Origin of the sequence: Salinisphaera sp. PC39 (assembly GCF_040361335.1) — a bacterium.
Taxonomy (GTDB): Bacteria; Pseudomonadota; Gammaproteobacteria; order Nevskiales; family Salinisphaeraceae; genus APNM01.
In genome coordinates this window covers 38,791-63,785 of the sequence record NZ_APNM01000007.1, presented here as the reverse complement: position 1 = coordinate 63,785, position 24,995 = coordinate 38,791, and the positions used below count along the sequence as shown (strand labels likewise).

26 protein-coding genes are annotated in these 24,995 nt (G+C 58.1%); all 26 read right to left on the bottom strand.

Going from position 1 to position 24,995, the window contains the following annotated elements; translation table 11 throughout:
- Positions 1-10: 10 nt before the first annotated feature.
- A complete protein-coding gene (locus PC39_RS08425; protein WP_353252937.1) occupies positions 11-1,339 on the bottom strand; it encodes an O-antigen ligase family protein in 1,329 nt (442 codons plus the stop codon).
- A gap of 61 nt (positions 1,340-1,400) precedes the next feature.
- Positions 1,401-2,231: a glycosyltransferase family 2 protein gene (locus PC39_RS08420; protein ID WP_353252936.1), complete on the bottom strand. Its 831-nt coding sequence runs from the start codon at positions 2,229-2,231 to the stop codon at positions 1,401-1,403.
- Positions 2,232-2,888 carry a class I SAM-dependent methyltransferase gene (locus tag PC39_RS08415; protein WP_353252935.1) on the bottom strand — a complete coding sequence of 219 codons (657 nt, stop codon included), beginning with the start codon at positions 2,886-2,888 and terminating at the stop codon, positions 2,232-2,234.
- A 28-nt stretch (positions 2,889-2,916) separates the two neighbouring features.
- Positions 2,917-4,113: a glycosyltransferase family 4 protein gene (locus PC39_RS08410; RefSeq protein WP_353252934.1), complete on the bottom strand. Its 1,197-nt coding sequence runs from the start codon at positions 4,111-4,113 to the stop codon at positions 2,917-2,919.
- Positions 4,110-4,613, bottom strand: a complete 504-nt coding sequence (locus tag PC39_RS08405) for an acyltransferase (RefSeq protein ID WP_353252933.1) — start codon at positions 4,611-4,613, stop codon at positions 4,110-4,112. Before PC39_RS08405 ends, PC39_RS08410 begins: the two co-directional genes overlap by 4 nt.
- A gap of 120 nt (positions 4,614-4,733) precedes the next feature.
- The gene (locus PC39_RS08400; RefSeq protein WP_353252932.1) at positions 4,734-5,642 is read right to left on the bottom strand and encodes a sulfotransferase family protein; all 909 of its coding nucleotides are present in this window, start codon (positions 5,640-5,642) and stop codon (positions 4,734-4,736) included.
- Positions 5,643-5,647: 5 nt separating this feature from the next.
- Positions 5,648-6,814, bottom strand: coding sequence for a glycosyltransferase (locus PC39_RS08395; protein WP_353252931.1), 1,167 nt, complete (start codon positions 6,812-6,814; stop codon positions 5,648-5,650).
- On the bottom strand, positions 6,811-7,653 hold the full coding sequence (locus PC39_RS08390) for a sulfotransferase (protein ID WP_353252930.1): 843 nt from the start codon (positions 7,651-7,653) through the stop codon (positions 6,811-6,813). Before PC39_RS08390 ends, PC39_RS08395 begins: the two co-directional genes overlap by 4 nt.
- A gap of 7 nt (positions 7,654-7,660) precedes the next feature.
- Complete coding sequence (locus PC39_RS08385) at positions 7,661-8,905, bottom strand: glycosyltransferase family 4 protein (protein ID WP_353252929.1); 1,245 nt, start codon at positions 8,903-8,905, stop codon at positions 7,661-7,663.
- Entirely contained in the window at positions 8,902-9,843 is a 942-nt protein-coding gene (locus PC39_RS08380) for a sulfotransferase family protein (RefSeq protein ID WP_353252928.1), read from the bottom strand. The genes PC39_RS08385 and PC39_RS08380 overlap by 4 nt, the downstream gene beginning before the upstream one ends.
- The gene (asnB, locus tag PC39_RS08375; RefSeq protein ID WP_353252927.1) at positions 9,840-11,747 is read right to left on the bottom strand and encodes an asparagine synthase (glutamine-hydrolyzing); all 1,908 of its coding nucleotides are present in this window, start codon (positions 11,745-11,747) and stop codon (positions 9,840-9,842) included. Before asnB ends, PC39_RS08380 begins: the two co-directional genes overlap by 4 nt.
- A 32-nt stretch (positions 11,748-11,779) precedes the next feature.
- Positions 11,780-12,724, bottom strand: a complete 945-nt coding sequence (locus PC39_RS08370; protein ID WP_353252926.1) for a glycosyltransferase family 2 protein — start codon at positions 12,722-12,724, stop codon at positions 11,780-11,782.
- A 23-nt stretch (positions 12,725-12,747) separates the two neighbouring features.
- On the bottom strand, positions 12,748-13,476 hold the full coding sequence (locus tag PC39_RS08365) for a sulfotransferase family protein (protein WP_353252925.1): 729 nt from the start codon (positions 13,474-13,476) through the stop codon (positions 12,748-12,750).
- Between the two features lie 102 nt (positions 13,477-13,578).
- On the bottom strand, positions 13,579-14,181 hold the full coding sequence (locus tag PC39_RS08360; RefSeq protein WP_353252924.1) for a class I SAM-dependent methyltransferase: 603 nt from the start codon (positions 14,179-14,181) through the stop codon (positions 13,579-13,581).
- A 63-nt stretch (positions 14,182-14,244) separates the two neighbouring features.
- On the bottom strand, positions 14,245-15,513 hold the full coding sequence (locus tag PC39_RS08355; RefSeq protein ID WP_353253053.1) for a flippase: 1,269 nt from the start codon (positions 15,511-15,513) through the stop codon (positions 14,245-14,247).
- A 296-nt stretch (positions 15,514-15,809) separates the two neighbouring features.
- The gene (locus tag PC39_RS08350; protein WP_353252923.1) at positions 15,810-16,169 is read right to left on the bottom strand and encodes a MarR family EPS-associated transcriptional regulator; all 360 of its coding nucleotides are present in this window, start codon (positions 16,167-16,169) and stop codon (positions 15,810-15,812) included.
- 93 nt (positions 16,170-16,262) lie between these two features.
- Entirely contained in the window at positions 16,263-18,485 is a 2,223-nt protein-coding gene (locus tag PC39_RS08345) for a polysaccharide biosynthesis tyrosine autokinase (RefSeq protein WP_353252922.1), read from the bottom strand.
- A 212-nt stretch (positions 18,486-18,697) separates the two neighbouring features.
- Positions 18,698-19,855, bottom strand: a complete 1,158-nt coding sequence (locus PC39_RS08340) for a polysaccharide biosynthesis/export family protein (protein ID WP_353252921.1) — start codon at positions 19,853-19,855, stop codon at positions 18,698-18,700.
- A 32-nt stretch (positions 19,856-19,887) separates the two neighbouring features.
- Positions 19,888-20,934, bottom strand: coding sequence for a UDP-glucose 4-epimerase GalE (gene galE, locus PC39_RS08335; protein ID WP_353252920.1), 1,047 nt, complete (start codon positions 20,932-20,934; stop codon positions 19,888-19,890).
- A gap of 32 nt (positions 20,935-20,966) precedes the next feature.
- On the bottom strand, positions 20,967-21,398 hold the full coding sequence (locus PC39_RS08330; protein ID WP_353252919.1) for a low molecular weight protein-tyrosine-phosphatase: 432 nt from the start codon (positions 21,396-21,398) through the stop codon (positions 20,967-20,969).
- A gap of 497 nt (positions 21,399-21,895) precedes the next feature.
- Entirely contained in the window at positions 21,896-22,093 is a 198-nt protein-coding gene (locus tag PC39_RS08325; RefSeq protein ID WP_353252918.1) for a DUF2283 domain-containing protein, read from the bottom strand.
- Positions 22,090-22,326 carry a hypothetical protein gene (locus tag PC39_RS08320; RefSeq protein WP_353253052.1) on the bottom strand — a complete coding sequence of 79 codons (237 nt, stop codon included), beginning with the start codon at positions 22,324-22,326 and terminating at the stop codon, positions 22,090-22,092. The genes PC39_RS08325 and PC39_RS08320 overlap by 4 nt, the downstream gene beginning before the upstream one ends.
- A gap of 845 nt (positions 22,327-23,171) precedes the next feature.
- A complete protein-coding gene (locus tag PC39_RS08315) occupies positions 23,172-23,594 on the bottom strand; it encodes a type II toxin-antitoxin system VapC family toxin (protein WP_353252917.1) in 423 nt (140 codons plus the stop codon).
- Positions 23,594-23,827 carry a type II toxin-antitoxin system Phd/YefM family antitoxin gene (locus tag PC39_RS08310; protein ID WP_353252916.1) on the bottom strand — a complete coding sequence of 78 codons (234 nt, stop codon included), beginning with the start codon at positions 23,825-23,827 and terminating at the stop codon, positions 23,594-23,596. The genes PC39_RS08315 and PC39_RS08310 overlap by 1 nt, the downstream gene beginning before the upstream one ends.
- 343 nt (positions 23,828-24,170) lie before the next feature.
- On the bottom strand, positions 24,171-24,653 hold the full coding sequence (locus tag PC39_RS08305) for a ribonuclease HepT family protein (protein WP_353252915.1): 483 nt from the start codon (positions 24,651-24,653) through the stop codon (positions 24,171-24,173).
- Between the two features lie 16 nt (positions 24,654-24,669).
- Positions 24,670-24,969, bottom strand: a complete 300-nt coding sequence (locus tag PC39_RS08300; protein ID WP_353252914.1) for a nucleotidyltransferase domain-containing protein — start codon at positions 24,967-24,969, stop codon at positions 24,670-24,672.
- Between the last annotated feature and the right edge of the window lie 26 nt (positions 24,970-24,995).

The window sequence follows — 24,995 nt, the reverse complement described above, 5'->3', positions numbered from 1 at the left end:
CACGCCGACATCAACGGGCCGCCGCCACGACCATGCCGGCCGTATCGGGCTTAGGCTGCTCCTCGGTCCGAAGCAGGCGCGCGCTGCAGAGCGCCAACGCCGGCACGAACCAGAAAGGCCGCTGCCGCAGGCCATTGGTCGTCATCTGGTATAGGAGGAATACCAGCACCACGCCGATCGCGAGCGAGTAGACGAACTTGAGCTGCGACGAGCGAGCATGACGCCGGCATCCAATCAGCAACATTACGATGGCCGCCCACCACAGGCAAAAGAACAAGAAGGCGAACAAACCATTCTCGATCAGCAGCGCGAAAGCGCTGTTGTGGACTTCGTTCGTCTTGAAGGTCTGCGAGAACATACCGCTGCCGACCCCGAACATAGGACTCTCGGGGAAGTGCTCCAGGGCAGTGCTGATCTCCTCGTACCGGGTTCCTCCGTATTGTTCCAGCAATGAGGTTGGCACCCCCAGGCCTTGCCGGGTCTGCATCGACAACATCTTGATTGCCCGCTCGAATGGCGAAGTCGTTAGCAGACCGTATTCCTCGCTCGTATCGCTCCAGACGGATACGACATAACTGCCGCCACCGATCAACACGGCGGCCAGAAACAGTATCACTGGTGCACGGGATATGCGCCGCTTGCCGGTCAAGCTGACAAAGCCCACGTAGGCGACAAAGAACAGCAACATCACGAACGATATGCGGCTGCCCGTGCCCAGCAACACGACTACGGCCATGCCGCAGAGACCTATGGCCGCGATCCGGTAAATCGGCTTGATCTGCTGACTGGTCGCGACATAGACATACAGCAGCAGTGCCGGCGCGATATAGCTCGCTACCTGGCCGGAATCCTTCATGGTAGCCGAGATGCGGTTGATCTTGGCATCGAAGGTCCAGGCCGGCTTGTATATGCCGGTCGATGCCAGAAATCCGACCACGATCACCAGCGCCGCCCCCAGTCCCCACGCCAGACACGCCATCTTGAATTTCTCGACGTCATCGACGTGACGGACGATCGTCTTGAACACGACATAGCCGTAGAGGTAGATGGCCATGAAAAGGAAGACACGAACCGGATCGCCGCCTACCAGCAAGGCGAGCAGCGAGGACACCGTGCATAGAGCAATGAGTATGTCCGCAAACAACTCGACCTGGCGCAGACGGGGCTCCACCTGTCGGGGACGCCCCTGTGCCCAGGCCGCCAGGATGGTGAAGCCCATCACGAAATCGGCGAATGCCAGCCGGTCGCCGACGATCGGGAAATTGGGCGCCATCGTGATGCTGGACAGGAACAGGAAGATGTATATCCCGATCACCGGCTGCTTCACGATGCGTGCCATTATCGGCAGCGCGCATATCCCGCCAGCGATCAAGAATATTGCCAATCCGATAGTCGGCATCTCAGTTGCCCACGGCCAATTCTGTCTCCCGCAAACCCTGCGAATGCCTAATCCGACGTTTCAGCCAGCCGGGCAGTAGCGGATAGGCCAGCCTCGCCATAGGGAACACATAGCAAGACACCGGCAACCCGAACCGCCGTATCGCGCGCGCGCAAAGCACCGCGAGCCGCCGGTTCTGCCGCGCCGTGCTGAAACTGGACTGAAAATAGCTTTCGCCGCGCACGTTCCGGCGCACCACGGGTTCATCCAGGTTGGCGACCGGATGCTTGGAGGCCACACGCAGGAAGAACTCGAAGTCAATCAGATAGGGCTGCGCCGGATCGTAATTAAGGCCTTCCTCCAGCAGCGATCGACGGAACATCACGGCACTGTGCGAATACGGAATGCACTTGGCGGATTGCCGGCGGATCGCTGCATCATCCGTCGGGTAGCGGCGCACAAAACGCTCGCCCCGACGATTGTCGACCATCTCCTCGCCCCCCCCCAGCCAGACCACCTCCGGATGACCTTCCAGATATACCGATTGCCCGGCGAGACGATCCGGACAAGCCTCATCGTCAGCATCGAGATTGGCCACGTACTTCCCGCGGGCCTCCTCAACGGCCCGCTTCAAGGCACCGCCCCGGCCGAGTCGGCCGGCCTCCACCACGTGAACCCGTGCATCGCCCATACGGCGCATGACGTCCACGGTATCGTCCGTCGAGCCATCATCCACCACGACCACCTCATAATCGGTCATGGTCTGAGCGAAGATCGAGTGCAAAGCTATCTCGATGCGATCGCTCTCGTTATACGTTGTCAGGATGACGGAGACGAGCGGAGCATCGGCCATTCAGACGCCCTCCTGGCCATGCTCCAGGTCATCCCGTACGCAGGCCACGATCAGAGAGGATGACAACACGGGAAACACCCGGACCAGGAAACGCTCCTCGAGACTCCGCAACCAGCGACCCAGAAACGCCCCCAACCGACCCCCAAGGGGCATGAAAGTCACCCGGTCCTGGTGCCAGGCCACCACCCGGAAACCGCAATCCCGAAGCAGCCGCTCAAACTCGGCATGCCCCCAACCGAACAGATGATGAGGATGATCACCGCGGCGCTTGCCGAGCACGGCACGAACGATCCGTGCGGGCCGCAGGATATTCGGGACCGCGAAGACATACCGGTTCGCGTTGATACGCCGCATATGGCAGAGGGCGCCGTGCGGATCCCGGAGATGCTCCAGCACATGCGAACAGATGACCGCGGAAAACGTCTCGTCGCCGAACATGGCGGCAATATCCTCGACGCCGCCCTGGTGGGCCTCCGCATGATGCGCGCTCGCCTCGACACATTCCGCCTCGGGATCCACCCCCACCATCCGGAAACCGGCATCGGTCAGGGCAGCCATGACCTCGCCACGCCCGCACCCGACATCAAGCACCCGGCCCTCGACCCTGCCCCCGGCCGTAACGGCCTCGGCCAGAACCCGGTACAGACTCTCGCGCACGAACCGCTCGCGCGCGCCCTGCGATATCTCAATATCTCTTGGCATTAATTCGATAGTCCTGTTTGGGGCGGCCGGCGATAACCGCTGCGAAACGATCATAAAGCCGTGTGTATTGCTCGATCATGCGTGATTGCGTCGCCCTCTCACGGGCCGCGCGAGCTGCCCTGGCAATGCGGCGGGCACGTTCCGCCGAAACGGCCGAAAGTGCCGCTCGGAGCGCGGACACGAGCGATCCCTCGTCCTCCGTCCGGAACCACCAGGCAGCATCCTCGTCGCCCGCCATGACTTCCCTGAAAGCCGCGATCCGGCTAACGACCAAGGGTGTCTCAAGCAAGGCGGCCTCCGCCAATGCGAGCCCGAACCCTTCTTGTTTGCCGTCGCTCGCGAACGCGGCCACTTGGCCGCTCGCCAGCAAACGCCACAAAGCCTCCCGGGACAACCAACCCTTGAAGGTCACTGCCCCGGAGACACCGAGCTCCTCAGCCAAATCGCGTAAGCGATCCTCCTCCGGCCCCGACCCGGCAAAGATCAGATGCGCCTGCGGATGGGTACGCCGCACCTCGGCCAATGCGCGAACCAGCAAGGCCTGTCCCTTTTCGGGCATCAACCGTCCCGGCGCCACGATACGACCCGGCACGGCGGCATCCCGCGACGCCCGGAAAGGTCGTATCGTGTCGATATCAACACCGTTACGGATCACGACGTGTGACGGCACTACCTCATCCTCAAGCTGGACCGGGGCACCTGCATGGCCGAAGGATGCCGCCACCGTATCCGAGACATACGTGTGGACATCGACACGCCTCCGGCTCGACCACAACCCGAGCCGAAGATGCGGCGCCAGCGACCCCGCCAGTTCATGCTGCGTCGAGACCAAGAACGGGACCCGGCGCCGGCCAGCAACCTGGCGGGCCCATATACCGGGGATCGCAAAATTAACGTGGATAACATCGGGGGAAACCCGGGCCACCAGACGATCGAACTGGGCCCTGAATGACGAGGATTGCCGCAGCAGGTCACCCGGCCAACGCTTGTAGGGCACCGTGATGCGAAAAATCCCCAAGGAGCAGGTGATATCGGGAATCCCCCGACCGCTCTCGTCCGACATCATCACGAAACCAGTATCCCAACCGGATTCCTCCAATTGCCGGGCAACCGGTATCAACAGGCTCCAGACAGCTAGCGCACCCTGCCGGTCGACGAAAAGGACCTTCGGCCTGTTCATTCACCCGTCCGCGCTTGCCCGGGTTCGATCAGACGACCCTTGGCACCGACATATGTCGCGCCGTCCGGGATGTCGCAAGTCACGACAGCGCCCGCACCGATCACCGCCCCCCTGCCAATATAGTTGACGGACGGCAGGACAATCGCGCGCACACCCACCCAGGCACCCTCTCCTACAACCAGTTCGGAGAATGTCGGCTCCGAGCGCGGGTCGCGGCCGTGGTCGTGTGTATAGATGATGGCACCCGCCGACACCAGCACATCGCGCTCGAGTGTCAATCCGCCCGAGAAGTCGAGGTACACGTCACGGTTGACCTGAGCTCCGTGGCCCAGCCGAAGTCGGCCCTCTTCGGATTCGCTCCAGAGACTCACACCGGCCGCAAGAGAGCTTCGATCGCAAAGCGTCACGTTGCCAGGCTTCACCAAGCTAATGCCGGGACCGAGAAAGACCCCTCGTCCAACCTCGACACCGTGAACATGCCTGAAGGCGTAAACCCGCATCCATCTGGCCGATAGCCGGGATGCACTCCGAAACAGCAACCATGGCGCTGCCAGCCAACCGCCACGATTAATAATCTGCCTGTACTTACCCATTAAGTCCGAACCCCCGTTGTCCACGGATTATGGCGCGCCGCTAGTCCCCGCAGGCTCTTGATCCCAGGCTGAACCGCGTATCGAACGGCCTGCCACAGACTCGAATAAATCCATATCCGCCGAGAAACTCTGTTTCATCGACTCGATAGTCGCTTGGTCGGGCTTGTCGCGATCCGATGGCTTTGTCGTGAATGCAAACGCACGCCGGAATAAGTCCATGTTGCGATGAATGCCTAACAGCCTTTTCAGTCTCCTGGCGTGTCTGGCGAGATGCATTTTGAAACGATGCATATTCTCCAGCACAACCTCTTGATTCACATTCGAATTCGGCAATTGCAGATTCTCCCGGTCAAGCCCCAGGAAGGCCTGGACCCTGTCGAGGGTCACTTCGGGCTTCGTGATCAGTTCGTCAAAGAAGACGACAAAAACCCGGTCCTCGGGAACTCGCGTGTAGAGACGCTCAAGCTGCTTACCGAAAAGGCAAATCTCATCGTATAACGGCTCTCTGCTTCCGCCGGCCCGCATGCGCTTCCGTCGTTCCGGTTGATCGGCCCACGCTGCATCGAAACTCGATAGCGGCTCGATATGATGCCGCCGTAACTGGGAATGGAAGGCTGGTGCAACTTCAAGCGGATCCCGAAAGGCACAGATAAACCGGGCCTGCGGATTAAAATGCAGGATCTGCGAGACCGCATCCGCGGAAGCGAGATAATGTGTGGTGCCATCCACCAAAACAGTCGCCTGCGCGGGGGCTTTCGTATAAAGCTCCAGATACTCCTCCTCATCCCCAACATCCGAACCGAAGTCGGACCCGAAATAGCCTGGCTCCTTGATAAACGGTACATAGACGCGGGAATGAGTCGCTAAAGCCTCCACCAGGGATGTAGTCGCGCATTTTGGCGCACCGATGACGAAACTATTCGGCCGGCTGTCCATGCGGATTATCCCTTGCCCGTCCCCAACGACCGATGACGTCCATTATCCAGCAGATCGTTCAATCCATAAGCCCCTATGATCGGCCGAAAAACAACGTCCGGCCGGAATCGCTCATGTACCAGGCGCCGTCCGTTCTCTGCGACCAGCGTTACCCGGTCGGGATTCTCGCGATGCCAGCCCAGCACCCGTGCAAGCGCCACGGCATCACCGCGTGGGAAGGTATGCCCCGTGACACCTTGTTGGATGAAGTCAGCCGAAGCCTCGAAGTCCGCCGTCACGGTCGGAATCCCGAGCGCCATGGCCTCGATCGCAGCCATGCCCAAACCCTCGAATCGCGACGGTAATACAGATATGTCGCAGTCGACGAGAGTATCCACCAATTGATCGAAGGGGAGAAACCCTTCGAACCGGACGATCGTTGTGATACCAAGAGATTCGGCTAGTCTCCCAAGTGATTCCCGTTCCAAACCGTCTCCGAACAAACGTAACCGCCAAGCACCGGGATTATCCATCTCCAATAAGTGCAAGGCCCGCAGCAAGGTATCCCAGCATTTTTCGCGACTCAGCCGCCCGATACCAACAATCGTCCACGAGGAATCATTAGCCTGGACATCATGACTGCCTATGGCCCGCGAGGACGCATGCAACAACTCCCTAGGCAGAGGCGGCGAAACGAGATCAGCATCCTTGGATCCCGGCAGCCGACCAGCGGAGCGCAACGTTGCGGAAGAATTGCCGGTGATCTGATGGCTCAATGCAATGGCCAAACGCCAAGCAAGTCTGTGCCTTAGGCTCCAGTTCCACAGTGGCATGTGCAGCGACGTCACGATGCGCGGAGCGCGCGCATAGCGCGAAGCCACCACTGCAGGCAACAGACTTGAATACAAGTGGAGATGGCAAACGTCCGGACGAAGCCAATGCAGCAGACGAAGGAAGCGCAAGAATACCGACACGGCATTACTGGCCCCAAGTACGTGGACATTCCGCTCGGCGATAGGCAATGCTTGGACAGCAGCCTGTCGAGCCGTCGTGTCGGCTTTCAAGAGACAGACCGATATACGGGCATCCGTGTTTTCAGTCAGCCACTCGACAAGCTGGCGAACGAAGGACTCGGTCCCTCCCTCTCCCCAACTCTCAAGCACAATGAGGATGTGTCGGGCGTCCTCGGTCACCGGCCGGGCTCCAGCGTCCACTCGTCCTCCGACCGCCCTAGCCGGCGCAGGAACCACGACAATTCGTCGCCGATTTGCTCTTCGAGAAAGGCGACATCTTCCGTGCGCCACTGCGGTGCCGGGGGTACGGGCTTGCGCATGCGCCTGCGGAGACGACCGCGCAGGCCTAGCGGAATCCGGCGTCGCAATCCGTCGGCGAGCGGCGCACGGCGGAGCAAACGCATGAGAGCGCCATCCATGTCCTTGCTATCGCCCACGTTCATGCGCGGCACCGAGACATCCTCGGCCCAGATATCATCGATGCCCAGGAAGGTCGCTACCTGCCGCATCATGGTGGCGGGCCGTCGAGACCATTCCTCGAAAAGGAGCACCAGCACATTCTCCGGCGGGAAATACTCGTCCAGCGTTTGCAGGCAATGGCCGAAACGCGCGTTTTCCAAGAGTTCAGGAGACTCACGCAGGGCTTGCGAGAAGTCACGGGGCATTTCGTTGGCGTTGAACAGCTCCTGACGCCAACGAGAGACCAGGATGTCCTGGGGATGTCGCACCATGTAGATCAAGCGGACACCCGGCACGTCAGTCGCAATCCGCGGCAACGCCTTGGGACGTGTCAACGTCCGACAGTATTCGCTAGTGGCCTCGCCTACCGCGGCAGCATCGCCAGCGTCGTCGAACAGTGACTCGTACCAGCTCCGGTCGCGCTCGTAGCGCTCGTCGTAAAGAAAATAGGCGGGCTCCTTCGGCTCGCACATAAAGACGTCGGGATGCTGCCGCAGAAGAGCCCAAAGGGATGTCGTACCGGCCTTGGGCGCGCCGATGATCATGAAATTGGGCAACATCGCGCGCCTACCTGTCCACGGATAGGTTTTCGGCCATGGCCCTGGCACGATCTTTCCAAGACCGGGGGACATGCCGCCAGAGAATGCGGTGCGCCAAGGTCCCCCTGTATGGCAGGGGCGTCCGAAAGCGTTGCCACGCCAGCGGTGGCGTGCGACGCGGTTGGCGCATCACCTCTTCGAACACACGAGACCAGTTGCGGCCGAAACCGGCTATATCGAAGCGCTCGCCGACATCACGACTCGCGGCCTCGCTCATATTCCGCAATAACCTGCGATCGCGATCAAGCCGGCGGCAGGCCGCGGCAAAGTCCGAAACATTATCGAGGGGACACAGGAGGCCGGTCTTTTCATGCTGCACAATCCAGTCGGTCACGCCGCGCAGATGCGAAACAACCGGCACGACGCCGGCCGCCATGGCCTCGATGACGGACGATGGGAAACCCTCGTTGCGCGACATTTTCACGAGCACATCGGCTTGTGACAGATACGCGCCCACCTCGTCATTCGGAACCGACCCGACGAAACGCGCCACGCCACGTGCTACCCAGGGCTGCAAATCATCCGCGAGCCGATTGCGATCCGGCCCATCACCGATGATGACAATGTCGAATGCCACATTGTCCCGATCCAGGCGCTCCAACAACCCTGGCAACATAAGCACACGCTTCTGGGTATGCTCGAGACGGTCCAGAAAGACCAGCCGCAAACCCTGCCCCTGTCGTTGCGTCGGCCTCGGGATAGCCAAGCGCGACACATCGACGGCATTGGGTACGTGGCTCAATAGGCTCGCATCCACGCGATACCGAGCCTTCAGGTCCTCCGCCTGTCTGGGCGATGTAAATACCACCCGATCGATCCACGGCAAGCCCCACGTAGCCAGACGATAGGCATGGGGTGTGACATTGATGCATCGCGTCACGACGCGTATGGACTCCGGAAGATGGGGGACCGCTGCCAGGGCCGGCGGCAGAGACATCGGGATCACGATCGCCACATCGTTTTCGACAAACCAGCGTGTCAGGTTTTTTGCCTCTTCCTGCAAGCCGCCCCCGCCGACTGACACCGAAACCACACCGTCCCCGGCCAGCCGCTCGTCATACCCATACCAACGGCTGGATTCGGATTTCGGATGGACCGCTATCACATCCCAGCCATGGCCAGCTACAGCCTCCCTGATGCGCCGGAAGACGCTATAGATACCGCCATAGTGCGGCGGCGTGCAAAAAGCGACCCGTCGTTGACCCACAGTCATCGATTGGTGTCCCCTTCCCAACCCCACCGGACTGGCAGGTCCTGTCCCACTATTTCACTCAGTCTCCTCACTTCCGACATCATCCTATGGCGAAGAGCCAGGCGAAGCTCAGGCGAGATCGGAGGAGCCTTCTCCTTTCGAGTACCTATTTTGTTAATCCCCAAGAGCAACTTTTTACGCACACTCACCGGCATAGTGGCCTTTAAAAAGGCACGAATTCCAGGATAAGCTCTCATTACTTGCAAAGAACGCTTTAGTACCGGAAAACGTAACGCTTTGTTCGTATTTTTCTCTGGAACACAGTGCTCTGAAACTAAAATGGAGTCGAGTCCAAGAAATGATGCAATATCAACCAATGTTTCATTGGGCACCTCCTTCAAATCCTCAAGCAACCATACGCCCAGCTGTGACTCAGGGAAGGTGCCCCGATAGCGATCTATCTGCCGGGAAAAAGATGCCATTTCTTCGTACTGCAGCCAGTCGTGGCAAATATTGCCGATTGGCAATTTATGGCCTTCACGACGCTCCCTCTGGAGGGAAATCGCGTCAGAAAAGGACGGCGCGTTTTCGTAACCCCAGTACTTAAGATGCCGATACCAGGAATACATCTGCTCCACAGGGTCTCTTATCAGGATGATAATCTTTGCATCGGGGAGACGCTGCCGTATGGCTCCGGGCGCCACTAACGATGAAAGGTACAAGGTGGACGCATCACCACAGACTTGATCTGGCCTAGCACGGGAGAACAACTCGTTGTAAATGTTTTCCGAGCGAACGGCGTGCGGGTGGCTCAGGTCTGTATTAAAAAACATCGGCTCTTTGTTTTCGGGGAAAAACACCGCAGGATGTGATTTGAGGACCGCATAGAGAGACGTCGTTCCACACTTGGGCGCACCGACAATAAAGAAATCGGGCCATCTACCACCGTCTTCGCTCATATCGCCACCTTGCCGGCACGTTCCGCATGCCAGGCACGAAACACCAATATGCGCCACAAAAGGCTGCTTACCTGAGTCGGGGCGGATCCTGATGTACACGCCTCGTAGAGCCTGCGAACGGAGCGGTCATCCGTGTATCCGTCGGAGTAATCACAATAAAGGCGGGCCCACTCACGAAGGGGGCCTCGGATCCAATCGCTGACCGGCGCACCGAAGCCCCGTTTCGGCTCCGCCAGCACGTCGCTTGGCAAGTGCTTGGCAAGCACGGTCCTGAGCGGCAACTTGCCTACGCCGTTCTTGTCAATCTTTCGATGCGCGGGCAAGCTCCAGCCGTATTCAACAAGACGGTGATCCAGCAAAGGTTCCCTGGCTTCCAGGCTCACCGCCATGCTGGCCCTGTCCACCTTGTACAGAATATCGTCCGGGAGATACTGATTTATGTCTCGTCGGTTCAACTCCCGGAGAGAGGGTGCGTCAGATGAGATTGATGACAATCCTGCCTGGCACCGCAACTCCGGTCTCAGGCAATATGTGCCGTCTCTAGCGGCCACCGACCAGTTATAGAATGAATCGACATTGGCACTCGCCCGCGCAAGCGATGTGGCCGCATGGAAGCGTCGTGCCATGCGAGGGCTCAGATGGTCCAGACCATCAGCCATGCACTCCATCGGCCGAATCGCCCACGAAGCCCCCGGTTTGCCAAGCCAACCGTATCGCCTTAGTGCGGCAGGTGCGAAGCTATAGCGACCGTAGCCCAGGAACCCTTCATCTCCCCCGTCCCCCGATAATGCAACGGTGACATCCCGGCGGGCTAGCTGACTGACCAGACAAGTGGGGATAATCGACGGATCGGCAAAGGGCTCATCCAGGATCTGCGGCAAAGTATTCGCAGTCTGCCTGATATCTTCCGTATTCGGCGTCCAACTGGTATGCGTCGCCCCTAAATGTCGGGCGATCCGCGCGGCGCGTTCGCTTTCGTCCGGCCAGCCCGGCTCGGAAAAGCCGATGGTGAATGTTCGGAGTTCGCGGACATTGGCCTTTTGGGCCATGGCGGCGACAAGCGCTGAATCCACGCCACCGGAAAGGAAGAGTCCAACCGGGACATCGGCGATCAGGCGCAGTCGGACACTTTCTTCCAAAAGCAGCTCCAAACGCTCGCTGATGGCACCAGGATCATTATCGACCTGCGCATTCTCACCGATATCCGGCAACCCCCAATACCGCTGTACCGTTTCCAATACCGGACGACCGCCCCCATCCGGCCGAAAGCAGGCGTAAGTCCCAGGCATCAAGCGATAGATACCTTTATAGATGGATTTCTCACCTGGCACGTAGCCGTACTTTAAATAAGCACGCAAACATTCATTCTCGACCCCCCGAACTTCGCCAATTGCCTCGAACGCTTGCAGCTGCGAAGCGAAAAGAAGCTTCTCACTAGGCAGGTACTTGTAGTAGAGAGGTTTGACTCCAAAGCGATCGCGAACTAGAAATAATCTACGCGTGCAAACACACCATATCGCCAGCGCAAACATACCAACAAATCGCGAAAGGGCTCGCTCTAGCCCCCAGTGCTCAATCGCCTCGAGTACAACTTCCGTGTCGCTATGGCCGCGAAATAGAACGCCCGCACTTTTCAATTCAGCGCGCAACTCAATATGATTATAAACTTCTCCGTTTAGTACGATCACTGTTCGACCAGAGCTCGAAACCATTGGTTGCGCACCAGCATTGGTTAGGTCAACGATGGACAGCCTGCGATGTGCTAGCGCCAAACAATGATCTGATGATGTCCATATACCGTCATCATCCGGACCGCGGCGCCGCAAAGTGCCGTTCATAGATTGCACTTGGCTGCATAAATGCTTATAAGCTCGAATATGCCAAATACCAGCAAGACCACACATCAAAAGCTCAATAAAGGATTAATAAAGCACATTCACAAATTTCTAATTCTATTAAAAAGAAATGCAACCTTTTGTTTGCGCCTCAAACCTAGGACATTAGACAGTAGCTTATGCCTTAGTGACCCGGGATGACCTGGTAGCCCTAAGGCCCTGGCCCTCGATAACCACGCCTCCCCCTCAGCTATTGAACCATCCCAGTACGATCTTTCCGCAACGCGATAGCAGAACTTAGCCAAAGGCATTCGCAATGCGCCACCCTGCCCGGCGCCCGAATCAATCCACTCCTTGATTTGCCTATAAGTGACCTGCGCAGAAATCTCATTATTGCGACTATTGGTGATCCGAGTAGGCGAATCATGTTGCCAATATATCCCTACCCCTTCGCGGCTGACAGTAGATTCAGCGCCATTCAATAAACAGCGAATGACCAATTCTTCATCTTGCCCCCCCTCTAGGGACTCGTTCCATCCACCATTAGATAGTAAAACGCTCTTGCGCCATGCAACCCTTCCTGGCCATGGCTTAGCCCAGCGCCTTCCTTCTAATCTAGCTGCAATCCAGCTGAGCGAGTCACACTTTTCAGGATAGAATATATTTGTCGCATTATAATGGGCTCCCATTTGACGCATTGGACCAAATGCAACATCCGCCGAAGAGCTCTTTAACGCACTTACTAAGCCGTCTAGTAACGGCCCCTGAATGTAATCGTCAGCATCGAGAAAAAGCACGTAATTTGATCTCGCAGCATTCAGCCCATAATTTCGCGCGGCGGGCGCACCATGATTTCGCTCAAGTGTAATTAATCTAGTATCTTCGAATTTATCAACTACAGATTTTGTTGCGTCAAAACAACCATCTTCGACAACTATCGTCTCAATATTTAATGATCTGCGTTGCCCTGAAATAGACTCTAATGCCCTCGATATCCATGGCTCGGCCTTATATGAAGGAATTATAATGCTTATATCGGGCTGCATATTAAGATATGTAGAATGGGTTGCTATTTAACACAGTTCTTATACCCTGCCTTGCTGGCTGCACTTGATGTATACCTGACAATGTAATGGACCTGAGACTCTGTTAAGACATCCTTCCATCCTCCTATATTATTCCTAATTTTGCCGCGGACTTGTTCCGCTCTATTAATCATATTCCCTTTTTGTGAGACAGAGTCGTAACCAGTGGAATTCAAGCCCAAGTATGAGGGATGCCAGCGCAGACCACAGAATTTAGAAACACGTCCAAATTCATGATGCGGTGAACAAATTAAATCCTCATATTTCACCAAAATAGTATTAGCGTATTTCTGAGCGTTCACCGCTGCCTCGGTGTCTATTCTCCATCTATGCGTCGCAGCCTCGATCGAACCTAGCCGTTTGTACAGCGAAGCTATAGTGTCGAGCGGATTTCGAGTTATAAGAACAATTTTGGCACTTGGAAGAACTTTAGCGATTCTAGGAATGCAATGCACATGCTTCGGCGTTTTCTCAATTATGAAATCCTTATCAGCCCAATTCGCAAAATAATTCCATTCTATGACAATGCGCTTAGCACAGTACGCGCCGACCTCCGGAAGGAAAGCGTTTGTCTCCCTGGCAATTAAGAGCGCATCTGTAGCGAGAGCGAGCTTGGCGGCGAGCAAAGTTGTTCCGCTATGCCCACATCCACAAATAAAAATATGCCTTTTATCAGTTGTCAAAGGCGTAACATTAGGCAGGTTCAGCAGCACTGCTAGGCATCGTTTCTTAAGCCACGACCCAAAATCCTCATAATACGAGGGCCAATACTTGCTCGGTATTTTCATTGATTTCAGACAGACTTTCGGGGACTGCTATACTTTTATAAGAAATTGAGAACGAAAAATACGTAGTCTATTAGAATTTATACTATTACTCTTCATAAAATCTTCCACAGCACATTTAACTAGATAGCCATCGTCTTTCCCCCAGATATAATCATCACCAGTCAACAAGCCCCCCTTCTTAATTTTTTTATAACTCAAATTAAGATCATTTAGTACATAGTCGTAATAATGATTCCCATCTATATACATAAAATCAAAATATGCATCCGGGAAAGACCTTAATATCTCATCTGACGTTCCTCGATGTAATTTGACATTCGGTTGCTTAGCAAAAATCTCCGCAACTGAATCGTAAATATCGTCCATATCCTCTTGCGATTTAGCCACTACCCCACCATACATGCGATCCGGAAATGAATCTTGAAACTTCCAAGGATCGATCAAGTGTAGTTCTAATGGGGTTAACTCCTTAACCAGTCGCCTACTAAACTCCCCTTTCCATACGCCGACTTCTGCTCCGATAGCGTTCTTAGGAAGCTCAGATAGCAAGAGATCACGTGGCGTCCTTTTATTTTTTAGGATTCGAATAAAACGCTTTAATGACGCAGGCGCGATTGATTTTAGCTTCATCAAAATATCCGTACCAATGTGGACTATAGACTTGAATTAAATTACAGAAAATCGCTTCCTTAATTAATGTTTTACCCTTGAATTCTTGTTAATAAGAAAAGGATAGATAGCTATACTTAACAATCCAGTACGACGATACAACACTATTGTTAACCAACTGTTCCAAACAAGAATCGATACGGCACTTGCTATTGCAGCGCCTTCAATCCCCCATCTTGGTATGAGCATCAGATTTAAAATTACATTTGATGCTGCTCCAATTCCGACGCCTACAACGGAATCTCGCTCATGACCAGTCATATTTAATATATTGCCAACCGACCCGAAGCCCGCATTTATCAACTGTCCAGTACACAGAACGGCAAGCGCTAGAGCACCGGTTGAATATTCAGAACCGAAAACTGTTGCTAAGATGGGTCTACCGAAAATAATCAGAGTGAGAGCCACCGGCACTGAGATTATAATTGTAGCGCGGGCACTCGTTGTTATTAGGCGTTGTAGCCCGTCCCAATCACCACTGGCGTGTAGGCTTGCTATGTTCGGTGAAAGAACCGTATTTATGGTCATCAGCGCGAATGAAACAAGCATGGCACCTTGGGTGGCAACGCGATAAATACCGACATCGCTCGCACTCGAGAACAATCCAAGCATGATAATGTCAGTCTGGCTATTAATTAGAGTAATCCCGGCTAGCAGACCAAAAGGTAGAGCACTCGCCATCCAGCGCCTTGTTTCATATACAGGTATAGCGCGATAAACCTCGCTAGGAAGCGCTCTCCATAGCAGCCAACTACCGACCGCGAATGCCGCAGTAGCCGAGATTACGCTCAACATCATGGCCTGATAAGGCTCAAGCGGCCGTATTGCCCATAAGGCGATGCTTATAAGCAATAGGAATACGATAGGCCGAAGCAAAGCACCTGGCAGTTGCCCAGTAACTATATGATGCAAACCGCGAAGAGCAGAACCGCGCAAGGCACTTAGACTTCCTAAGGGCACCAGGAGCAGTGCCCAGGCAAATGTGGTCCAGTCCAAGGCTTCGATTCGTTGGGAGAGCATTGGCCCTACAAGTGCGGCAAGGGCGATGATTCCAACTGAGAAAAGCACGATCGCTTGCATGGCACGTTGCAAAAGGCCACGCACGTAACCCCAGCGAGCCAGTGCCCGATTTGCCGCCACTTCGCGTACGACAAGCCGCGGAAGACCGAGCTCGGAAGGTACGGACAAGAGCATCACTATCGAACCCGCATAGGCATAAATCCCGTAACCTTCCGCCCCTAGGATTCGTGCCAGAACAATTGCCGTGAACACCCTCAGAAATCGCGAAGCCATGCCAATGCCACCGCTTCCAAGGGCAGCATGCACGAGTTGCGAACGCCTGCTGCCAGGATTTCCGGCGATCCGCCGCCAGCGCCGTCCTAACCTGTTCAAATAAGGTGTTGCCATATTTCAGGAGGCCGATGGGTTATCCATGACAGACCGTATTCCATCAAGTTGCGTTCGCAGCTCTACACTCAATGCGTATTCGTTAGGTCCAATGCAAGGCGGGATTTGCTTTTGTCCAGGACCGAAGATGTATGCCGACGTGCCGCCACCGGTGACCAGTATGCGGTCCCTTTGCTGGGCGCTCATGTCCGCTTACCAGCCAATTGCTCGTCCTCGACCGCCTGCCGGCGGAGTTGCTCGATCTCGGCGGCAAGGCGCTCGTATTCCGCCTGCTTGCGTGTCAGGAAGCGCCGCGCGGCAAGCGCCTTGGCTGCGAGGCCCGCGGGCGTGAGCTGGTAGAGGTAGCCGCGCTTGTTGCGCCGGTTCTTGAAATTTACAGCCTTGATGTGACCGACGTTGAGCAGGGCACGCAAACAATAGTTGACCTTGCCCACGCTCATACCCAGCTCGTTCGCCAAGTCACGCTGCGACAACGCCGGGTTGTCCGCCAGCATACGCAGCAGGCGGTAGCGTGTTTCGTCGGAGATCGTGCGTTCATTCATTGAACGCAATACTAGACGTTAGTCCCCTCCATGGGAAGCCTGGAAGGCGCTTTCGGGCTTCGCCCAGACAGGGCCGCTTTCAGTCTGCGATCGTCAACCTCGCTTGTCGCTGCCATAGCGATAGCTGTAATAGCCGTAGCGTGCATAGCCATAGCGTAGGCGGTTCGGCTTGAAGCCGTTGAACACGATGCCCTTCACGGCTATGTCATCACGCGATAAGCGCTTCCTGGCCTGCTGGACATCATGCAGGGTCGAGAGCTCGCTCCGGACCACCAGGAACAATGCGTCGGCATAGCTCGCCGCGATGCTCGCGTCGGCCACGTTCAGGACCGGGGGCAGGTCCATGACGACATAGTCGAAACGCTCCGCGAGCTGCTTCATGAGATCGGACATGGCGCCGGACATGAGTAGTTCGGCCGGATTCGGTGGTCTCTGGCCAGCAGCCAGGACATGCACCCCACCTTGTTCCACAAGCGCCTCGTCGAGCGTCGCCTGCCCGGAGAGGCAGTCTGAGAGCCCCGGGTGCCGGCGCGAGATGCCGAAGGCGCGCCGCAGTCGCCCGCGCCGCAGGTCGGCTTCGACCAAGACCGTACGCTTGCCGCCGTGCGCCAGGAGGATGGCGGTATTCGAAGCCACGAAGCTCTTGCCGCAGCTTGGTGTCGGGCCGCTAAAAGCAATGCAATGCCCCTTGGACTCCATGAGCGCGAACTGGAGACTGGTGCGCAGGCTGCGAAGGCTTTCGACCGCTAAGTCCTCCGGCGAAACCGCGGCCAGGGGCATTTCGTGCTCTTTGCCGCTATGCAGTTTCTTCTCGGTGTCGCTGAAAGGCACGGTAGCGTAGACCGGCAGGCCGCTGCGGGCCTCCAATTGGTCCGGTTCGCGCAAGGTGACGCGGAAGACGTTCTTGGCGACGACGACCACGCCGCCGAGGACCAGGGCGACCAATACGTAGAGACCGGTGATCTGCACGCGTTGGGGCTCGATCATGGACGGCGGACTGTAGGCCTCGTCCACGATGTGCACGAAGCCGGTGATGCCGGCTCGTGCAATCTCCAGCTCCTGGGCCTGGTTCAGGAGCTGGAGATACAGCTCGTTGGTGACCTTGACCTCACGCCGTAGCTCCAAGAGCTGGGACTCGGCCTTTGGGAGTTGTTTGATTTCGTTCTGGAGTTGCTGGCGCTCGTTGCGCAGCGAGGCGATCTTGGAATCGACCGCCTCGATGGACGGGTGTTCCGCCGTATAGCGCCGGAGCAGTTCCTCGCGTTTGAACTTGAGCTCTTCCAGGGCCTGGTCGACATTGGATATACGGTCGAGCAGGGATTGGGCCTCGGTATTGAGATCCAGCAGACCCGCGGTTTCCTGGAATTCGCGCAGCCGCTGCTCGGCACTGTCGCGCTGCTGCTTGAGCTCTGGCAGTTGCTGTTTGAGGAATTCCAGACGGCGGGTGGCCTCCTCGGATTGTTGCTCGACGTTCTTTTCCAGGTAGACAGCCATGATGGCGTCGAGCTGGCGCTCGGCGGCGGCCGGCGAGTCGGCCTTGAGGGTCAAATCCAGGATGCTGGAACTGCTTCCAACACGTACGTTGAAGCGGCGATGTAACGACGACAACGCCGCCGCGCGGCTGCGGTAGTTGACCCAGAAACGGGTGCCGGGACGCGCATGCAACTTTCCGACAAGGATTTCGACGCGACCGATCCCTTCAACCGACCCTGTCGCTGGTTCGCCGGCCTTACCCTGGAGTACCGGACTACCATCCACGGTGCGGAGTTCGTATGTGCCATCGTCGCCCGCGATCAATCTGAAACGGGCACTACCCACTTCGTTCTGAAAACGCAGGCGTGAGACATGAATCTCCTCGCCGCCCCAGGCGTATTCGTCCAGCAGGCCGAACGGGGCGCCGCGCGGCTGGGCGCCATTGCGCCAGTGCGCGATCGCGCGTCCCAAGCCGCCCCAGTAATCGGGTTCGGCATCCACGCGCAGGTTCACGCGGTCCACCGCGGCGCCCAGTATGGAACGCGATTTGAGCACGGCTGTTTCGGCCGAAGCTGAGATTTGCGGCCCGAATTCCTGGGCGAACATCATCGCCTGTTGTGATCCCCCGCCGGGCTGCTGGGACTCGATTCGCACCAGGGCATCGGCCTGGTAGACCGGCGCCTTGTGCCAGGCGGTGTACAGACCGGCGAGCAGCCCGATCAGTGCGAAACCCACGATCCAGGGCCAGCCTTCCAGGACGATGCCGATGTACTCGCGCAGGTCGACGTTGTTTTCCTCGTCGGGACCGTCGGACGGTCCTCCCTTTTCTAGAAAGCTGGTCATAGAGTTCTTTGTCGGGTCTGGGGTTCACCGATGGATTCAAAGAGGAAATCCCCCCTGCCCCCCCTTTGGCAAAGGGGGGAATGAGGTTTCCCTTTTTCCGGGAAGCTGATCATGGGGCTCTTTGTCGGGTCTGGGGTCCGTGGATGGATTCGAAGAGGAAATCCCCCCTTGCCCCCCTTTGGGAAAGGGGGTATTTGGGCGTCGGCTCGGGGTTAGTCATTGCCGCGGCGGTCGTAGATCAGGTAGCTCTGGAACAGCAGGTTCAGAGACGGCGTGATCTGCGACAGGGCGCGGTTGAAGTTGACCAGGCCGGCCGGTGCCGCGTACACGACGTCGCGCGGTTGCAGCGGGAATTGGTCGGCCAGGATCAGGCTGTCCACCGAGCTCGCGTTCAGGTGATAGATGTGCGGCTTGCGCAGGGTCCGCACCTCGCCGTCGGGTGTCGGCTCCTGGCCCACGAAGCCGCGGATGACGTAGATCGCGCCCGGGTCGGCCGTTTCCAGGTTCAAACCTTGGCCCGCCGCGATGGCATCGGCCAGGGTCATGCCGCCGGCCGAGAACGGCGCCGCCACCTGGTCCTCGAACTCCCCGACCACGAATATCCGGCTGGCGCCGTCGTCGACGATCAGGCGGTCTCCGTCACGCAGGTGCACAAGGTCACCGGTGCGGTACATGGCGTTGAGATCAATCGGATAGGCCTCGCCGTCGCGGATCAGGCTAACGCTCTGGATGCCGACGGCACCCTCACTGCCCGCCAGTGTCGAGCAGGCATCGAACGCTTTAAGAATGGTCAATGGCAGATCGGTGACCGGCACCGAACAGGGACGCGGGATGTCGCCGGTGATGAAGACCTGCTGGCTACGGTATTGCGAGACCCGAACATCCACTTGCGGATCCCGGATAACACGGGACAGGCCCTCGGCCAGCTTGCGCCGGATCTCGTCCAGGGTGAGGCCGGCGACGTCGATCTCGCCCACGAAGGGGAAATACAGCATGCCATCGGCGTTGACCAGGCGGCCCGACGATTCGCTGGATTCGCTGGTACCGGCGGGATTGGTCAGTTCCGGGTGATTGAAGACGACGACGTTGAGGACATCGCCCGGCCCTACGCGGTAGCGGAAGGGCTCCTCGGAGCGGGGCATGTCGCTGGGGTAGGCGGGGCCGGTATCCGACTTCATGTCCGCGATCATATCCGGCGTGATCTTGGTGACCTTCGGCTCGTAGTCGACGGTCGCCTCGTCCCGGGCGCGAGGATCGCTGCCCTGATACCAGGGCGAATTCGATCCCGCGTCCTCGATCTCGTAACCCGGCATGGCGCAGGCCGCGAGAAGCAATGCCGGGCTCGTGGCCAGCAGCCGCCGTACGATCATGTGGACACGTCCGAATGTCTTATCCATCCGCATCAAGCCGGACTCCGGGATATCGTGAATGAGGCTTCGCTCCAAAGCTTGCCATGATAATGCCTTCGCCACTCCCATGCGGAGCCCACGATCGAGTCGATGCTGGAGCGCGCGGGTTGCCAGTTGAGGTCACGTGTCGCAAGGCTCGCATCGCCGACGAGTCTCGCGACATCACCCGGACGCCGGGGCCCGACGCGCCAGGACACGGGCTGCCCGGTCACTCGTTCGATGGCCTTGAGGACATCCAGCACGGAATAACCCTGGCCGGTCGATAGATTATAGAGAGCGGCCGTGCCCCTCTCGCAACGATCCAGCGCCTTCAACGCCTGGAAATGCGCAAGGGCGATGTCTTCGACATGCAGGTAATCGCGCACACAGGTGCCGTCGTGGGTGTCATAATCATTGCCGTTCACGGTAAAGGTCTCGGCCGCGAGAACGGCGTCCAGTGCCAGCGGTATGAGATGCGTCTCGTGACGGCGGGCCTCGCCCAAGCCGATCTCCGGCGACGCGCCGGAGGCGTTGAAGAAGCGCAAGTTCGCGGCCCGCAGGCCGTAGGCCGAAGCAAAATCCTCTATCAGCCGCTCGCACATCGCCTTGCCGTGCCCGTAGGGACTGGCGGGTGCCAACGGTTCGTCCTCGCGTATCGGCTGCGTCTCCGGGCTCCCGTAGACAGCGCAGGTGCTGGCGAACACCAGCTTGTCCACCTTCCAGCGCCGCATGGTCGAGAGCAGTTCCAGCATACCGACCATGTTGTTGCGATAGTGGGGATCCGGGTTCTCTACCGAATTCCCCACCTCGATATCCGCGGCCAGGTGGAATACCGCGACCGGGTTGTAATGATGAAAGACGTGATCGAGGTCGTTGGCGGAGCAGATGTTGCCGTGGAGGAACGGCCCCCACTGGACGAAACGCTGATGGCCGGAAGACAGGTTGTCCAGGGTAACGGGGCAATAGCCCTCGTCGGCAAGCAGCTTGCAGACATGGCTGCCGATGAAGCCGGCACCACCCGTCACCAGGACGTGCGGTCCACCGTTATTGTTCTCTCTCACATGATGCCCCTATACACGGTAAACCAAGCCGATCAAGACAGCCGTCCGATCCAGCTTTCGCTGTAATCCTGGATTTTACGGAAGACGCTGCGGAAAAAGTCTTCGTCGTGGCGATAGGGATCCTCGACCTCGGCGCCGCCATCCCAATGCCCCAGCAAGAACACCTTGCCACGCGCCTCCGGGAACTGCGTGCGGATCCATCCCAAGTGCGTGTCGTCCATTACGAGAACCAAATCGCAACCCCTGAGGTGCTCTCCCCCGATCTGTCGGGCAACATGTCCCTGCAGATCGTACCCCAGTTCGCCGCCGACCTGGATAGCCAGCGGGTCGGCCGGTTCACCCACGAGGGCACCGATACCCGCCGAGCCCAGGCATACGCCCGATAGCTTGGTCCTCAGAATCTCTTCCGCGAAGGGGCTGCGGCAGATATTGCCGGTGCAGACGGTGAGGATACTGTCAATCATCCGATGCGAAGATGTCCGGTGGTTGATGCCCGTCGCCCCCGGCCGGGCGCCGACAGCGCCGCCATTGTGCCGTAGTGTCTGGCGGGCGGCCAGTGCCGCGTTTCGCTGAGCCCAAAACAGGGCGCTTCGCGCCTTTCCGGGGCGACGATTCGAAGGCGATTTGCGTCGCGGTGAGTATGAGGACGCGGCCCTCCCTTTCCTACCGTCAGGCCGGCGGCGCGCAGCGCGATCCGGGATTGCATGATGTCCAGGGTTGTTCGTCACCCCTGAGAGACGCGGCGCGTCTCATCCGGGGTCCAGGGGGCTATGGGCACTGCCGTGCCGCGTTCCACTGGGCCCCGGATAAATCGCTTCGCGATTTTCCGGGGCGACGATCCGGGGACGATTTGCGGTACGAGGCGCATGAGGGTGCGCCCACTCTTACCTATTGTCGTGCCGGAGACGCGCAGTGTATTGCGGGATACAGGAGCAGCGGGAAGCGCCGCTTACTCAGCGCATCATGCTGCAATACCTTCGACAGTCAGGTGATGGACGTCCGTGCGGTTGCTGGCATGCTCGAACGTGATCGCACACACATCACCCTGCTCATCCAGATCGAGCACGATGTCTTCGTCGAGATTCCTGGACTCGACGATATCGCCGCGGCGGAATTCGATATAGAGCGTATCGGTATCTTCGAAATACTGGACTTTCATGGCTTGAAGCCTCTATCGAAAAACGCATTGTGTACGGTTTCACCGTCAGGCAGCAGGATGACGCGAAGGTATCTGCCCTCCATTTCCGCTATCCGTCCCCAGCGACGGATCCTGCCGTCTGCCTGGACATGCTCGCGTTCGGGCGCCTTCATGGCCTGCTCGATCCATTCGTCCTTGATCATCGAACGATCCGGCCGCTTCCTGATCGTTCGAAAGTATTTCGTCGTCTTCACCACCTGCTTCCTTGCACGGGGTAACAGCGCTTTTGCTTCCTTGAGATTATCATCCAGTCGGAATGCCGGGAACGCGCTGGCGTACTTATCCCGGCCTACGGCTTGATCCGTGGGTGAGGAGGAAGGCATGGCCGCCCCCCTCATCCTGGCCTTCTCCCCTCAGGGGAGAAGGAACCGACAATTGTCGCGTAACGGCGGAGGATGATGGATTCCCTGTTGATGAGCTTACAAGGCGAAGCGGCTCTGCGCGTACTCGCACATGGCCTGCGCATCGGACAAACATGCGTGTCATGCCTGGACGGCCGGAGACGATTGCAGAAACGTGGACCGGCATAAGGCCCGTGGGCCGTTCCCGTGCTGACCGGCATCCCTTCCCCCTTTTCAAAGGGGGAACGAGGGGGATTCTCTGTGGCTACGAACCCAGAACAAGGTCCGCCAGGGCCGTTGCCGAAAAATCGCCGGACCGGAATGACCGGGAATGCGCCGGGGCGCTTATCGCGACCTACGGATACAGCTATCCGGGAGCAATAGCAACGCCGTGCCAGATTCCGCCAGCCCCGGATCTCCACCCGAGACGAGGAGCAAGCCCGGCATCGGCCAGGAAGCGACAGCCATCGGGCGGATATCGCTTCGTGGCTGTACCGGGTGGAGTATCGCCCCACCGAGGGTCGCACCCCATCGCTGCACGATGGGGCCCCGCTCCGCCTCTCGGGGCGATATCGCTTAGCAATTTTCCGGGGCGACGGGTGGGGCTATTAGTTCCCGGAGCAACCATCCCTTCTTCGTCATGCCGGAAAGCGCCGCGCGCTTGTCCGGCATCCAGGCACAGGAAGCGACCATAGCGTTCAAAGCGATTCGGCGTTGACGCCCAGCATGTCGGCTGCCGCCACCAATTTCTTGTCCAGCGTGCACAGGCAAGCACCGTGATTGAAAGCGATCGCCAAATGCAGGGCATCGCCAGATCGCAGTCCCGTGTCGTGTTGGTCGGCGAAACGAGCGGCCGTCCGAAAGTCGGCGCGGACGACGGGGAAAATCCCAAATGCGTCGTCGACGAGCGACGTGAATTCGGACAATACCTTGGCTCTCTGGCGCTCGCCCAAATCGCCCATGCGCGTTTTCATCGAGAGGGCGCTGGAAAATTCCGTCAGAACCCACTCACTGATAGCCAGAGAGCCGGGCGCTTGGGAAGCGAGCCAATCCTGCATGTCATGCGTCCGCGCTTCGGGGGTCAACACGGCAACCAGAAGACGCGTGTCCAGATACAGCATCAGTAACGCGCGTCTTCCCGGAGCCGGCGGGTCAGGGTAGCCGCGTCTTCCTTCTGCTCCGGCAAGGCGTCGGTCAATCGGCGCAATGCCGCTGCGTTCACGGGCTTGAACGCTTTTTCCAGGCCCGACAACTGAATAACGGGCTTGCCATGCTTGGTGATGACGACTCGCTCGCCGGAGGCCGCCAATTCGACCAATTCGCTGAGGCGCGCCTTGGCCTCTTTCAGTGTCACGGTTGTATCTTGCATCGCGACCCCAGGTGACCAATTTAGTGGTCACATTGTATCGGGTTCGCTTGCGAATACCAAAAGCCGTCGAGCTGTGCCATCTCTGCCAGCCAGGTACGCTCTCGCGTGCTTATCCCGGGCCACCCGCGCCACTTTCCCCTTTCGAATGCTAAATCCCCCTACTTCCCCCTTTTCCAAAGGGGGAGCGAGGGGGATTTCTCGAGGATGCAGCTCCGAAACGAGGCCCGGAGGGCCGTTTCCGGCAAATTGCCGGAATGCCGGGAACGCGTTGACGCACTTATCCCGGCCTACGGTTCAGCATGCTTCCAGGGGGCGGTTTCGCCTCGTTTCACAACGCGAAGTGGCTCTGAGCGTATTCGCGCATGGCTTGATAGTCCGCATGCATCACATCCGTGAAACGGCAGGCGCGCTCCAGGGCCGGGGCCATGTCGGCCGGCCGGTCGAAATACTCGTGGACGAGCCGGTTGCGCAGGTTGCGCATTTGCAGCCAAGCATCCGCCGACTCGATCAGACAGAGGCGCTCCATCTTGCCCAGGTTGTCGATGGCGGCAACGACACGCTCGCCGGAGAGGCGCAGCAGCACGGGGATGAACTTGTCCATGACCGTGTCCTGCATGCGCCCGAACTTGGCCCCGAACGACTCGAGACGATCGACGCCGACGTCATCGGACAGCAATGATTGCATGCGCTGGGCATCGACATCGCAGCAATGACCAAGGAACCGGGACCTGACGGCCAGTAGATGCGCGTCTTCCCGATCGATCAAGTCGATCAAGTAGCGCAGGCGATCGGTATCGTCTTTCGAGTCCATGACGTGCCCAATCCGCCTACAACGAGACGCCCGTGCGCCGCGCATGCCGATGTATCGGCTGCAGCGGCGCTCCGTTGTCGTGCACGACGATGTCGATACGGCGGTCACCGAGACGCCGGATCAATGTCGAATACAGTTCCAACTCGCGATCCAACAGATTGGACGGCGTTCCATCCGCTTCGATGTACAGGTCTATATCGCCGCCACGCTCGCCGTCGTCCAGGCGTGAGCCGAACAGCCTCACGGATGCGCCCGTGCCGAAAACACGGGCCACCTCCTCACGAATGATCCTGCGCTCTTCCCGGGTCAATCTCATTGATTGAAGTCTATCATTCGCATTGG